The organism is Rhizobium sp. 57MFTsu3.2 (genome assembly GCF_012932765.1).
GTDB lineage: Bacteria > Pseudomonadota > Alphaproteobacteria > Rhizobiales > Rhizobiaceae > Rhizobium > Rhizobium altiplani.
Window position 1 is genome coordinate 1 of the sequence record NZ_JDWI01000058.1, and the last position, 13,708, is coordinate 13,708.

The window sequence follows — 13,708 nt, forward strand, 5'->3', positions numbered from 1 at the left end:
GGTCGTTGGGCAGCCCAGGATTGGAGAGTGCTGTTCCTTCAGCCCGGTTGCGCCGCCGCCTACCGTGCTTGACCAGGCCGTTGCGGTCGAGGACGGCATGCACGGTTGAGATCGCCGGCGTGTGAACATCCGGATACAGCCGCGCCAGCCGCTCCCTGATCTTCGGTGCGCCCCAGTTGGGCTTGTCCGGCTTGGTCCGCACAATCAGCTTCTCGATTTGGAAAGGAAGCTGATTGGCGTGCCGGTAAGGCCGTCGCGATCGATCTGTCAGTCCTTCCAGACCGCTGTCGTTATAGCGGCTGATGATCTTGTGACCGGTCTTGCGGGAGATGCCGAATTCGCGGCACAGCGCCGCTATCTTCTCGCCATCCAGAACCCGCGCAACGAATTTGAGACGCTCGTCCATGCGGTTGCACTCCTGCAAAGGCACCTTCGCTCTCCTCGCAAAGGCCAAAAGTGTAACCCATGTCTCCGGTATGAACTGTCACCCCTCTCTCGGGAAGGACAGAACTCGCCCTTGAAGTCGGCGCACCACAGATCGTTGGGGCCGATGGCCGCCGACAGCGCCGTGCCCATGGCCTTGTTCGCCCGGTTCCTCTTACGGGCCTGGCTCACAAGGCCGTACCGGTCGAGCACCGCATGCACCGTGCTTCTCGCCGGGATGCGCACGTCGCCGGCCAGACGGCGCACCAGAAGCTCGCGGATCTTGCGCGCCCCCCAGTGCGGCTTCTCCTGGTTGCAACGAACGATCATCGCCGGGACCGGTCCGTCAGGGCCTCCAGCCCGTCCTCCTTGCAGCGATTGAAGATCTTGTAGCCGGTCTTGCGCGAGATCCCGAACGACCGACACACCTCGCCCATACCTTCGCCCTCCAGCAAACGGGCGACAAATCGAAGACGCTCATCCATGACCGAAGTCTCCGGTACGTTCTGTCACCTATCTCTCAGGTCGGGCATCGCCTACCTTGGCATTAGAAGCTGCGCTTTGCCACGTTCCGCGATGCCCTCTCGTGTTCGCACGCCAGAGTCTAAAGTCGCGCGCCCTCCGTCGCATTCGTCAATATCGGGAAACATGTTCGCCATCTTGACGCGGATCAATGTTCGACATGGACAGTCCGCTAGGTTTGGATGAATTTATTGTACCACGATCTGGAACGGATGTCCCATGTACAAGCGTATACTCATTCCAACCGACGGCTCGGAGCTTGCTTCCAAGGGCGTCGATCACGGTCTTGCACTTGCAAAGGCGCTCGGCATTCCAGCGACGGTCATCAACGTCACGGTGCCGCTGGCTGGCTTTGCGCTTCAGGGAGTAGTTCAGGCACAGGCCATGGACAGCTATACTCACGCGGTGAAAGAAGACCTGATCGAGATCGAAAGAATTGTCCGCAACAAGTCGGCGAAAGCGCAGGTGACGGTCGATTTTGTCCACGAGATAAATAGCTCTCCTGCTACGGCCATTCTCGAGACTGCTCAGGCAAAAAACTGCGACCTGATCGTTATTTCCTCACATGGGCGCACGGGCATCGGAAGAATGATACTTGGCAGCCAAACCCAGCAGGTCCTCGCCAATTCGACCGTTCCTGTTCTTGTCGTCAGATAACGGCATCGGCATTCGTGGACTCTTAAGGCGTCTGGCAAAGGCAACAAGGGATACTCGACGTTGCCCAGTGGAGCGATCCCTAATGGCCAAACTGAGCGAGAGCGGTACTTCAAATAAAAAAAAGTGACTAAGGGCAAACACTATTAAATCTGTTGATAGTACCTAGCAACAAACAAGATTTGAATTTTGTTATACTATGAGTTATTTCGATATTCTGCAAATTGACGAAAATCAATTATAACTTTTTCTCGAAATTTACATTTTATTAACCCAGAAATGCTATGCGAACTATGGAGATTATTCAAATCTTGAAAGATCAAGGTCAGATCTCCCGATCGGAACCACTGCGTCGCGCGCATTTTGGAAAGTAGTGTTTTGCGACGTTTCGGCCTCGTGGTCTTGCAACGTTGTCGGCGAAATGACGAGCGTCCGGCCATTCTTATACCGAAGCCGGAATTCATGACGATCGCGCCGGTTTACCTAGGCGAATAACCGACATGAATTTACCCGCCTTCTTTTCACGTATCAGCACGAAACTCGCCCTCATGTCCGCTGCCGGCATTGCGATGATGCTCGTCATGCTGGCTGGCCTTTGGTTAGAGGATCGCTCGGTCGGCCAGAGCGCCATACTCGAACGGCAACAGGTCGGCGCATCACGCGACTATGTCGAGGCCAAGGCCGCCATTCGCGGCATGCAGATCGAGAGCCTGAACATGCGCCTGGCGAACGCCATGGACGAGGTGCTGCAGGCCAAGTCCGCCGCGCGGGACAATCACGACGCAGCCATCAGAGCCCTGGATTCGGCCCTTTCGATCCTGACAATCCAGGTCAACCAGGAGCGGGTGAAAAACATCAAGGCGCTGGTTGACGAATATTACAACACGAGCGGCCAGCTCGCGGAGTTCCTCCGCACGAAACTGAGCGCGGCGGGCGTCGACGCAAGCCTCGCCGCCAAGGAACGGGAATTCGTTACACACCAGATCGATCTCATCCAGAAGACGATGTCCCTCCTCGATGAGGCCGGCACGATCGCAAAGGGCCGTGCGACAACAGCCGCCGCAGCTTCGAACGTGGCCCTCAATTCGATGGAAACCACATCGCTCGCCGGTGGATTTCTCGTGATGATTACTCTTCTCGGCGCCGCTCTCTTCGGCGCGAAAGCGCTGGCAAAGCCGATCGGTCGTATCACCGAAAACATGAGTGTCCTGGCGAGCGGCAATCTCGGCGCCGAGATCCCTTTCACTGGGCGCAGCGACGAGATCGGCGACATGGCGCGCGCCGTCGCAGTGTTCAAGCAGAACGGCCTCCGGGTTCGCGAGCTGAATGCACATGAAGCTGCCCTTCATGCCAAGAGTGTTGATCTGCAGTCGAGCATCGGCGTGGTGGTCTTGGCCGCCGTTGGCGGTGATTTCACGCGGCGTATCGCCAAGGACTACGGCGATGCCGACCTCAACCGCTTTGCCACGCAAGTCAACGAACTGGTGGCCTCCGTCGATCGCGGCGTCGCAGAGACCCGGCGTGTCGTGGCTGCCCTTGCCGAGGGTGATTTGACCGAAACGATGCGCGGCGAGTTCCAGGGCGCCTTCGGCGAACTCAGGGACAATGTCAACGCGACCATGGCCAACCTGCGCTCGGTGCTCGGCGAGGTGCGCGCCGCCGTCGACACGATCAACAGCGGCTCGAGCGAAATACGCAGCGCCTCGGGCGACCTCTCCAAGCGCACCGAACAGCAGGCGGCTTCGCTGGAGGAAACCTCCTCCGCTTTGGAAGAGATCACCGTCGCGGTGAAAAATTCCACCGAACGGGCAACAGAGGCGAGCCATATGGTCGACGAGGCGCGCCGCAGCGCCGAGCGGTCGAGCGCGGTTGTCAAGGACGCCGTATCAGCCATGAGACGCATTGAGCAGGCCTCGGGCGAAATCGGTCAGATCATCAACGTCATCGACGAGATCGCCTTCCAGACGAACCTGCTGGCGCTCAATGCCGGAGTGGAAGCGGCCCGCGCCGGCGAGGCCGGCAAAGGCTTCGCCGTCGTCGCCCAGGAAGTGCGCGAACTGGCGCAGCGTTCCGCCAATGCCGCAAAGGACATCAAGACGCTCATCGGCCGCTCCAGCGCGGAAGTCGACGCAGGCGTCACGCTGGTGACGGCAACCGGTGAGGCGCTCGGGCTGATCCAGGGGCATGTGATCAAAATCAACGAACATGTTCATTCGATCGCGACGGCCGCGAAGGAACAGTCAACGGGACTGTCGGAAGTCAGCATGGCGGTGAATGAGATGGATCAGGTCACCCAGCGGAATGCTGCCATGGTAGAGGAGTCGACAGCGGCGACCAACCGGCTGGCGGACGAGGCTTCGAACCTCTCGCGACTGATCGCCCGCTTCAACCTCGGAACAGGCGGCCCGGCTGCGAGCGCGTATTCCGCTCCACGCGCCACCCGGGATAGCGGGCCTGCCGCCTCGCCGGCCCGCAAACTGGTGGGGAAAGTCGCGGCCGCCTTCCACGGAAACGCCGCTCCCGCCCATGACAATTGGGAGGAGTGCTGACATCGGCGTACCGCGCTGCCGATATTTCTGATCGGGATTGGTGATGAGACCGCATTCACCCTAACGGGATTGATCCGACATGCCGAATCATAAATCAGCGCAAGCTGCATGATGCGGCATGTTCCATACCGGGCAGGCAAGTCCTCGATCGTCGATTACATCGCCTCGCTCTCGGCTCGCCGCGTTTGAGCGCACCGTTGAAACTGAAGCCGCCCGATGCCCAGCGAATTCTCGGTAGAACGAGCCGGCAGGCGACAGACCGCGGAACAATTGCTGTTCTATGCTTCCCCGAGCATCCTATTCGAGAAAACACCGGAAATAGAGGGTCGACTGTAGGTTTGACTTGCGACATTGTAGTATTGCTGCAGTTCACGCGGGGTGCATGTCATGTCGTACTCGCAAACGCTCCCAGTCTATGCGTCCGTTCTGGTGACGGGCGTTGTTGCACCGCTGTTCGCGTTGTCGGCGGCCGAAACAGCAGTCGTCAAAACGGTGCGGGATCCATCGATATCAATCCTCGTCAGAGCCGACCTCGAACAAGGCGCGCTATCGGCGCCCGCCACCTCGATTGACTGGTGGTTGCGGGACGATATCGTTCATACGTCGCAGGCGACGGACGGGAAGAAGAGTGTCTTCAATCGAAATTGGCTGAAGGACGACCAGCTTCGCGGCTCCCACTGATCAACTTGGCAGGGCATCGTTGGGTGGATCGCCGCGGGCGCGCCTACAGCCAGCCGCCGGTGAACCCCGCTCGCCGCAACCCCCTGACAATAGGCTCGCAATCACGCATCAGCGTCCACAAAAGGCCGGTGCGGTAATTCTCAATCATCAGCGCCACCGGCCCCTGGTCAATCCCGAAGTGGTACGGGCTGATCCACCAGCCAGTCGGACTGTTCGGATCCTTGAAGGTCTGATTGAATGATGGCTTGAAGCCGTAAAGCCTAGTCATCCCCAGCTTCATGCCCGCGAACTTCCGGACGGTCGGAAGGACAATCTCGGGCGCAAAAGGCAGGGATGCCACGACAACCCAGGGCGCTACGGTCCCGTCATCAGGCCCGAAGGGCGCGCCACGGGCAACATAATCGAAGAACTCGCGACGAACCCCGCCGACATCCGCCTTCACCCAGCCCGGGCCGTCACACGCGGTAAATCCCCAGCAATGCTCACCATAACCCTCGAACTGCATTGGATTTCGGATCGCATACTCCTGATGGACAAAGGTCGCTTGCCGGCTGTTCTGGAAGTAGTCACTGTCATGCTCGTGCATGAACTGATCGCGGATGCCTCGGAAATCGATCCACATATGCGATAGCTGGTGGGTGAACAGCGGACCGGAATAGAGCAGCTCGCGGCCGTAAATGTTCCGCCATTCGTAGCTTTCCGTGTAGGCCTCATAGCTCTCGGGCGGCAGCGGATGCGACGGTGATCCCAGCCCCAATATGTAGAGAAGCAGGCCTTCGTCATAACCACGCCAACGGTAAGGAATGAAGCCACTCTCGGGTCGCCAGCCATGCGTCAGGGTAGCGCCCTGATCCCGCGCCCAGTTCCAGTCTGCACGCTCGTATAGCGCCGTCGCAAGCGTCCTGATCTTCGCTTCTTCGGCGCTCTCCCCGTCAAAATAGGTGGCGACTGTCAGCGCACCAGCGAACAGAAAGGCCGAGTCGATCGTCGACAGCTCGCATTCCCACACCCGCTGTCCCGTCTCAATGTCGAGAAAATGATAGAAGAAGCCCTTGTGGCCCGAGGCGTCCGGCTCGGGGCCCTGGTGGCATTGCATCAGGAATTCGAGCCTGCGCCGGACCATCTTGACGGCAAACTCGCGAATGAGGACGCCACGCTCCACGACGACGGGAATGGTGGCGAGCGCCATGCCGATGGCAGCGATGCTTGCCGGTGCGCCGGGTTGCGTCTTGTCGCGAACGAGGCCGTTGTCCGGGTTCGTAGAATGCAGATAGTAGAGCACCGAGGTGAACTGCAGTCGCGCAAAGTCCTCGTCGGTCAGCCCCGACTCCAAGTTTGGCCTGGGTGACACCGCAACCATGGCTTCCCCTCCCATACAGCTTTGCAATCGCTTGCCGCCAACGGCATCGTACCAATACGCACTTCGCCACTCGAACGGGCGCCAGCAGCCTGCGTCCTCTGCATCGTCTTTGATAGTGCCCCCCGGAGCAACGGCTCCGGGAGGCACCCGGCTGCGCCGAACGCTACGTGTTGTCGCCTTCCGTCGATGTCCTTTGCTTGCTTGCCGCCCCTCCGAGGACGCCCCACTTCCAGCCGGTGATTTCAGGCATGTCATCACCGTGCTTTTCAATGTAATGCCGGTGCTCGATCAGCTTCTCGCGGATCGCTTGCTTGAAGTAGGCGGCGCGGGCACCGAGTTGCGGCAGTCGATCGATGACGTCTTCGACAAGGTGGAAGCGATCGAGCTGGTTCAAAACGACCATATCGAAAGGTGTCGTCGTCGTCCCCTCCTCCTTGTATCCGCGGACGTGCAGATTGTCGTGGTTCGTGCGCCGGTAGGTCAACCGGTGAATCAGCCAGGGATATCCATGGAACGCAAAGATGATCGGCTTGTCCTTGGTGAAGAGCGCATCGAAATCGGCGTCGGAAAGCCCATGGGGGTGCTCGCTCGACGGCTGCAACTTCATGAGGTTGACGACGTTGATGACGCGCACCTTCAATTCCGGTAGATGTTCGCGGATCATCTGCACCGCCGCCAGCGTCTCCAGCGTTGGCACGTCGCCGCAGCACGCCATGACGACATCAGGCTCGCCGCCCTTGTCGTTACTGGCCCATTCCCAGATACCGAGGCCCTGGGCGCAGTGCTTGACGGCTTGATCCATAGTCAGCCATTGCGGCGCCGGCTGCTTGCCGGCAACGACGACGTTCACGTAGTTGCGGCTCCGGAGGCAATGGTCGGTAACGGAAAGCAGCGTGTTGGCATCCGCCGGCAGATAGACGCGGATCACCTCGGCCTTCTTGTTGACCACATGGTCGATGAACCCCGGATCCTGGTGGCTGAAGCCGTTGTGGTCCTGGCGCCAGACATGCGAGCTCAGGAAATAGTTGAGGGACGCGATCGGACGGCGCCATGGAATATCGTTGCACACCTTCAGCCATTTGGCGTGCTGATTGAACATCGAGTCGATGATGTGAATGAAGGCTTCATAGCATGAGAAGAAGCCATGCCGCCCTGTCAGAAGGTACCCTTCAAGCCAGCCTTGGCATTGATGCTCGCTCAACACCTCCATCACCCGGCCATCGGGCGACAGGTGGTCGTCCTCGGGATAGATTTCGGCCATGTAGCAACGATTGGTGACCTCAAGCACGTCCTGCCAGCGGTTCGAGTTGTTCTCGTCGGGACTGAACAATCGGAAATTCTTGGTGTTCAGGTTCAGTTTCATGACATCGCGAAGAAACTTGCCCATCACCCGGGCAGATTCGGTCGTCGTCGCTCCGGGGCTAGGGACGGAAACCTCGTAGTCACGGAAGTCGGGCAGCCTCAGGTCACGCAGGAGCAGGCCACCATTCGCATGCGGATTGTCGCTCATCCGGCGAATGCCAGTCGGGGCTAGCGCAGCGAGTTCGGCGCGCAGCTTACCGTCGTCATCGAAGAGCTCTTCGGGCTTATATTCCTTCATCCACTGCTGAAGGATCTTGATGTGTTCCGGCTTGTCCATTTCGCCCATCGGGACCTGGTGCGACCGCCAGTAATCCTCGCATTTCTTGCCGTCGATTTCACTCGGGCAAGTCCAGCCCTTTGGCGTGCGGAAAACAATCATCGGCCAGGCCGGGCGTTTCAGATTGCCCTTCTCGCGCGCCTCCCCCCAGATCCGCTTGATCTCGGCAACGGCTGTATCCATCGCTGCCGCCAGTTGCTGCTGCACCTTGTCGGGCTCGTGCCCTTCGACGAAGAGGGGCGCATAGCCCATCCCCTCGAAAAGCTTCCGCAGCTCCTCCTCGGGAATGCGGGCTAAGAAGCATGGATTGGCGATCTTGTAGCCATTGAGATGCAGGATCGGCAGTACGCATCCGTCACGGGCTGGATTGAGAAACTTGTTGCTGTGCCAGCTCGTGGCAAGCGGGCCGGTCTCCGCCTCGCCGTCGCCAACGACGCAGGCGACGATCAGGTCCGGATTGTCGAAGGCCGCGCCATAGGCATGGCTCAAGGCATAACCCAGTTCGCCACCCTCGTGGATGCTTCCAGGCGTTTCAGGGGCGACGTGGCTCGGAATGCCGCCGGGAAAGCTGAACTGCTTGAATAGGGTCTTCATCCCTTCGGCGTCCTGGCCGATATTGTGGTAGACTTCGCTGTATGTCCCTTCCAGGTAGGCATGTGCGACCAGCGAAGGTCCGCCATGGCCCGGCCCGATCACGTAGATCATGTTGAGGTCGTCGCGCTTGATCACGCGGTTCAGATGCACATAGAGCATGTTCAGGCCGGGCGACGTTCCCCAGTGACCGAGAAGCCGCGGCTTGATATGCTCCCGCTTGAGCGGCTCTCTCAGTAGCGGATTGTCGAGCAGATAGATCTGCCCGACAGAGAGATAGTTCGATGCACGCCAATAGGCGTCCATTAAGCGGAGTTCTTCGGCCCCAAGCGGAGCACTCGTCTTCTGATGGTCGTTGGTTGCACGAGCGGCGTTCGTCATCATCAGCCTCCTATCGACTTTTTTGTCGTCTCAATTTGCGTGCTTTGCACCGCTGCCGTTCCCGCGGTCATGCGGCGTATTCCACTGCCATGCGCCACTATCGTCAAAGTCCAGGATGGCGTCATAGGATGATATGTCGGCGGCGCTTCCGATATGAACGCAGGCGATGCCGTCATTTGCAAAGCGTGTCATGATCCGGAAAAGTGTCTCCCAGCCAACCATAGCCTCGGTTCTCTCAAGCAAGATGACATGCGGCTTCGCAACGCATGCGCTCGCCAGCATGAGCAGGCACTGCTCTCTTTGCGTCAGAACGGTATGCCATTCCACTTCTTGTTGAAATTCCTCGATCTTAGAAATGCGCTGAAGTTCAAATTCGGCAAGTAGCAGCGCAATGCGTTCGTCCGAAATTTCCGGGCTCGCGGCCGGGGGAATGAACAGTTGTCGAAGTGTCCCTGGCGGAAAATAGGGGTGCTGCGGCAGGAAGCGTATGCCTTCAGCCGTGGGGCGAAAAATCTGGCCGGTGCCGGGATAAGCAACACCTGCGGTAGCCCTGAAAAGTGCGCTCCCTTGGTCCTCTCGAGCGCATGTCACCATGACGCGGGCACGAGGCGGGATGGCGACGGTCAACTCCTGCAGCAACGACGATCCGTCCCGCTCCGACAATATCGTGAGTTTCTCATACGACAGGTCGTCCCGGGTCTCATCGACCTGAATCTTGGCACCCCCCTTTGGTCTCTCTATCGCCTCCGAAAGAGTACTCAGGCGCGCCACCACTGCAGCAAAACTGGAGATCGAGTTGAATTGGTTGATGATCAGCGAAAAAGCGCCCACCAGCATGGCGAATGCTGCCGCGGACTGCGTAATCACCCCAAATTCGATATCACCGCGGAAGAAGGCCGGCGCGACAATCAATGCAGGGATGATCTGGATCAGCCAGTTGTAGCCCGTCGTGAAGAAGCCGACATTGCGGTTCACCGATGTTATGTTGCGAAAGTTGGTCACCAGGTCATCAATTCGGACCGCGAGAAAAGACTTCATACGCGGCTCGCTGCCGGTCAGCAAAATTCGCTCTGCATTCTCCCTTGCTTGGATGAGCCCCGTGCGGAAACTCGCCTCCTTGTCGAGCTGGTCATAGTTCAGCTTGATGAGCGGGCGGCCCAGCCAGACCGTGAGAAACGAGCCGCAGGCAGCATAAAGGACCGCCACGGCGAACAAGACGGGGTTGATGGATAAAAGTACCCCTGAAAATGAAAGGATCGTTAGCCCGCTGCTGAAGATCATGAGCAGGAAGGACAGTGTGGTCACGGTAAATGCGCGGATATCTTCGGAAATGCGCTGATCCGGATACGAGAGTCCTCCCGAAACACCGAGGCGGTAAAAGGCTCCGTCAGTAAGATAGAGATTGACGGCGCGACGCGTCAGAAAGTCTCTCCATGTGAGGGCCAGCCGCTCCTCCGTAAAGCGCGCATAAACCGATGCGATCGTGGAGCCGGCAAACACGAGAAGATAGAATATGGCCTGCCGGACAAACTCAGCGATCTGCCTGTCGGCGATCGCCGTCATGAAGTTCCGGCCCACGAAGTTATTCAGCACATTGAGCCCGTTGATCGCGAGGAAGAGCACGACAAGGCATGCGGTCAGAAGCTTTGCCGTGCCGCCGACCTCCGAGGACATGAAAACGCGCACCGAGCGCAGAAAGCGACCAGCCGTTACCCTGAAAGGAGTTCGCAGCTCTTCCATGCTCCTCCCAACCTTCACCTAGAAAATGAAGCCCGCCTCCCCGACGGCCTCCTCGAAGGCTATTTCATGCGACGTAGGTTCAGGCCCAACGTCGAACGACATTCCGGCACTTCTCCACCGCCCGCGCGCATGCTGGCCCTGGTCCGGCCAATTCTCCAGAGCCAGTGCGTTGCGGGGCTAGGATTTAAGGTCGTGCGCCTGCCCTGACTCGCGCAATTCCTTGAGGGTTTTGCCCAAGCAGCTTCCCCCGTCGGATCCGCCCACGGCCTTTGCTTTACCGTCCAGCGTAATCGTCCCCGCAATCCGGTCGGAGGCTGAAAAAGTGGCGGTGCCGTCTTTCGTCACCCTGGACAAATAGAATGCGTGGTAGGTGCCCTTGTATTCACAGCTGATAACCATCGGAAAATCGTCAAAGGGATCTTGTGCGTATGCGAACGCGCTGGTCAGAACCGATGCCCCACAAGCGACGAGCATTGCAATCGATATATTGAGAAATGCAGTGATACTGCGAAGCGACACATGTTCCATTGATCGAACCCCAACTGCGTGAAGAACGCGAATTCGCAAGGTGTCTCTAGGCATGCATTCAAGTGGCTATCAGCGGCTGTAAGTATGTCGCAGCATGCCGCTGTTAGGCAAGAAAATTGTGGTCAGCAAGGACACAATTTTACCGGGAAAAGAGGCATCTTGGAGGAACACCGAGGAGCGCGCCTCCCGGGGCGCCGCCTTTCCCCACCTAGTTAGGCGCACAGGTACTCCACCGTCCACAGAAGCAATGGTGGCCAACGCGATGGGCTCACGTCAACCACCGTTCCCGGGACGTCGGAATTCGCCTCGCGGGTTAGGCGGGCTGGGTCACAGTATCGCTATCCGCTGTCGAACGACCGTCCAGAGCGCCACTCCAGAGCGTCAGGACCAAGGCTCCGCCCACGAGAATTGCGCCAACCCAGGGTGTCGCCTCAAGCCCCAGCGAAGATTCCACCACAAGGCCGCCGATCCATGCGCCCGCGGCGATACCGAGGTTGAAGGCGGCGATATTCAGGGCCGATGCCACATCGACGGCGGCGGGACGAACCTGCTTCGCCAACTGCACGACATAAATCTGCAGGCCGGGCACGTTGGCGAACGAGAGGAAGCCGAGTGCCGCCAGCGTCGGGACGACCAGCCAGCGCGATGGCGCGGTGAAACTGAAGAGTACCAGCACGATCGCCTGGGCGATGAACAAGCCGGTCAGGGCGCGTACCGGGCTGCGATTGGCAAGTTTGCCGCCGGCGACGTTGCCAATGGCGATCGCGATGCCATAGACCACGAGGATGATGCTGACCGTGCTGGCAGCAAAGCCGGTGATCTCCTGCAGGATCGACGCCAGGAACGTAAAGGCGACGAAGGTGCCGCCATAGCCAAGTGCGGTCATGGCGAAGACGATCAACAGGCGGCCGCTGCCGAGCACGCGGATCTGGTCGCCGACGCTGGCGGCCGGTGCCTTCTTGAGGTTCGAAGGCAGCAACACTGCAATCGCAACGAAGGCAATCGCACCGAGGCCTGCTACCGCCGCAAATGTTGCGCGCCAGCCGAAGATCTGACCGATCAGAGTGCCAAGCGGGACGCCTGTTACGATGGCGACCGTCAAGCCCATGAACATCATCGCGATCGCCGAGGCGCGACGGTTCTCGGGAACGAGATCAGCTGCGATCGTCGAGCCGACGGAGAAGAAGACGCCATGTGCGAAGGCTGAAAGGACGCGCGCAACCAGCAACGGAGCATAGCTTGGGCTGATTGCCGCCATGCCGTTGCCGACGATGAAGAGCGCCATAAGGCCGAGAAGCAATGGTTTTCTTGCGATGCGCCCGGTCAAAGCCGTTAGCACCGGCGCGCCGAATGTGACGCCGAGCGCATAGACGCTGACAATCAATCCCGCCAACGGCAGACTGATCTGGAGATCTGAAGCAACGGTCGGCAACAAGCCGACGATGACGAATTCCGTGGTTCCGATCGCGTAGGCCGCGATCGTCAAAGCAAAGAGAGCAGTTGGCATGATGTGCCTCAAAATGATGTTGCCGGTCTGCCGGCTTGGTTGACTGGCGAACATATGGAGGCACTGGATTTAGGTGATAAGCGGTCACTTGGTCCAAGCATCTGTGAACCGAATTCACAAAACGACCAAACCTGGCACGACCAAGCGCAGCAGACGGATTGCCTGGCAACCAAGCGGCAGGCAAAGCTCGTTGCGGTTCGGTAACACTTACTTAAAACTCGTCGTGGCCCTAGGGCATGGAGCGCGAATTGCACGTAACATTCGCGTCGTTTCTGTGAGAGTACTTCACCAAAGCCCGGCCACCGTAAGGTGCTTGCGTTTCAATGAGGGAACCGGAACGTGATTGCTGCCCGTACTGTTCGGACACTTGCACCTTTGCTCGTCGCGGCAGTTCTTGCCAGCTGCGGTCATCCAAGCGGAGTCATGGCCCCTGTTGCGCTATCGGCGGCAACGCAGAATACCTCAAAGGTCAGCATGCTGGTCGCAACCACGCGCGAACCTTCCGGCGACCAGGCGACGCTGTTCACCGGCGAACGCAGCCCAAAGCCCTATCTGACGGCGATTGACGTCTCCATCCCGCCGAAACGGGCCTCAGGCACAGTCCAATGGCCGAAGCGTCTACCGCCCAATCCCGCAACCGATTTTGCGGTGACCAGCGTCAAGGAGATCGACACCGTTCCAGAGGGGCGCGCCTGGTTCCACCAGAACATCCAGGGCGGGCATGCGCTGGTCTTTGTCCACGGCTTCAACAACAAGTACGAGGATTCCGTCTTCCGTCTGGCCCAGATCGTCCACGATTCAGGGATGCAGGCGACCCCTATCCTNTTCACNTGGCCGTCACGCGCGCAGCTTACCGCCTATNAATACGACAAGGANAGCACCAACTATTCACGCACGGCGCTCGAGCAGGCGCTGCGGACGCTAGCCGCCGACCCCGACGTCAAGGACATCACGATCCTCGCTCATTCAATGGGCACCTGGCTGACCATGGAATCCCTGCGGCAGATGGGTATCCGCGACGGACACGTGAACAGCAAGATCCACAACGTCATTCTCGCGTCCCCGGATATCGATATTCAGGTCTTTGCCAAGCAGTTCGCGGAGATGGGCACGCCGACGCCGAAATTCACGAT

10 protein-coding genes and 1 pseudogene are annotated in these 13,708 nt (G+C 59.0%); 4 read left to right on the forward strand and 7 right to left on the reverse strand.

What is annotated here, in order from left to right:
• A partial coding sequence (locus AF71_RS30565) for a helix-turn-helix domain-containing protein (RefSeq protein WP_169684456.1) occupies positions 1 to 406 on the reverse strand: 406 nt, incomplete at its 3' end.
• A gap of 101 nt (positions 407 to 507) precedes the next feature.
• Positions 508 to 908 (reverse strand): annotated as a pseudogene (locus AF71_RS30570) (helix-turn-helix domain-containing protein); the annotation flags it as partial.
• 256 nt (positions 909 to 1,164) lie between these two features.
• On the opposite strand from AF71_RS30570, the gene AF71_RS30575 reads away from it, so the two are divergent.
• The 3 genes from AF71_RS30575 (at position 1,165) to AF71_RS30585 (ending at position 4,829) form a co-directional block, all read left to right on the forward strand.
• The gene (locus tag AF71_RS30575; RefSeq protein ID WP_018858285.1) at positions 1,165 to 1,602 is read left to right on the forward strand and encodes a universal stress protein; all 438 of its coding nucleotides are present in this window, start codon (positions 1,165 to 1,167) and stop codon (positions 1,600 to 1,602) included.
• Between the two features lie 497 nt (positions 1,603 to 2,099).
• Positions 2,100 to 4,148: a methyl-accepting chemotaxis protein gene (locus AF71_RS30580; RefSeq protein WP_246733904.1), complete on the forward strand. Its 2,049-nt coding sequence runs from the start codon at positions 2,100 to 2,102 to the stop codon at positions 4,146 to 4,148.
• 387 nt (positions 4,149 to 4,535) lie between these two features.
• Positions 4,536 to 4,829, forward strand: coding sequence for a hypothetical protein (locus AF71_RS30585; RefSeq protein ID WP_169684457.1), 294 nt, complete (start codon positions 4,536 to 4,538; stop codon positions 4,827 to 4,829).
• Positions 4,830 to 4,872: 43 nt separating this feature from the next.
• Here AF71_RS30585 and AF71_RS30590 read toward each other — a convergent pair whose 3' ends face one another.
• From AF71_RS30590 to AF71_RS30610, 5 genes are all read right to left on the reverse strand, one after another.
• Positions 4,873 to 6,189 carry a glucoamylase family protein gene (locus AF71_RS30590; RefSeq protein ID WP_169684458.1) on the reverse strand — a complete coding sequence of 439 codons (1,317 nt, stop codon included), beginning with the start codon at positions 6,187 to 6,189 and terminating at the stop codon, positions 4,873 to 4,875.
• Positions 6,190 to 6,352: 163 nt separating this feature from the next.
• Positions 6,353 to 8,800, reverse strand: a complete 2,448-nt coding sequence (locus AF71_RS30595) for a phosphoketolase family protein (RefSeq protein ID WP_026371934.1) — start codon at positions 8,798 to 8,800, stop codon at positions 6,353 to 6,355.
• A 30-nt stretch (positions 8,801 to 8,830) separates the two neighbouring features.
• Positions 8,831 to 10,540 (reverse strand): SbmA/BacA-like family transporter, encoded by a 1,710-nt coding sequence (locus AF71_RS30600; RefSeq protein WP_018858280.1) that lies wholly within the window; start codon positions 10,538 to 10,540, stop codon positions 8,831 to 8,833.
• Positions 10,541 to 10,717: 177 nt separating this feature from the next.
• Positions 10,718 to 11,014: a hypothetical protein gene (locus tag AF71_RS30605; RefSeq protein ID WP_051085606.1), complete on the reverse strand. Its 297-nt coding sequence runs from the start codon at positions 11,012 to 11,014 to the stop codon at positions 10,718 to 10,720.
• Between the two features lie 367 nt (positions 11,015 to 11,381).
• Positions 11,382 to 12,575, reverse strand: coding sequence for an MFS transporter (locus AF71_RS30610; protein WP_169684459.1), 1,194 nt, complete (start codon positions 12,573 to 12,575; stop codon positions 11,382 to 11,384).
• Between the two features lie 423 nt (positions 12,576 to 12,998).
• Between AF71_RS30610 and AF71_RS30615 the strand changes: the two genes are divergently transcribed.
• Positions 12,999 to 13,708 (forward strand): alpha/beta hydrolase (locus AF71_RS30615; protein ID WP_169684460.1); only part of this gene is annotated, 710 nt, incomplete at its 3' end.

Excerpts from the sequence above, each read along its gene's own strand:
- AF71_RS30600 (WP_018858280.1), bottom strand. The coding sequence starts at position 10,540 with ATGGAAGAGCTGCGAACTCCTTTCAGGGTAACGGCTGGTCGCTTTCTG.
- AF71_RS30595 (WP_026371934.1), bottom strand. The coding sequence starts at position 8,800 with ATGACGAACGCCGCTCGTGCAACCAACGACCATCAGAAGACGAGTGCT.
- AF71_RS30585 (WP_169684457.1), top strand. The coding sequence starts at position 4,536 with ATGTCGTACTCGCAAACGCTCCCAGTCTATGCGTCCGTTCTGGTGACG.
- AF71_RS30590 (WP_169684458.1), bottom strand. The coding sequence starts at position 6,189 with ATGGTTGCGGTGTCACCCAGGCCAAACTTGGAGTCGGGGCTGACCGAC.
- AF71_RS30575 (WP_018858285.1), top strand. The coding sequence starts at position 1,165 with ATGTACAAGCGTATACTCATTCCAACCGACGGCTCGGAGCTTGCTTCC.
- AF71_RS30610 (WP_169684459.1), bottom strand. The coding sequence starts at position 12,575 with ATGCCAACTGCTCTCTTTGCTTTGACGATCGCGGCCTACGCGATCGGA.
- AF71_RS30580 (WP_246733904.1), top strand. The coding sequence starts at position 2,100 with ATGAATTTACCCGCCTTCTTTTCACGTATCAGCACGAAACTCGCCCTC.
- AF71_RS30605 (WP_051085606.1), bottom strand. The coding sequence starts at position 11,014 with ATGCTCGTCGCTTGTGGGGCATCGGTTCTGACCAGCGCGTTCGCATAC.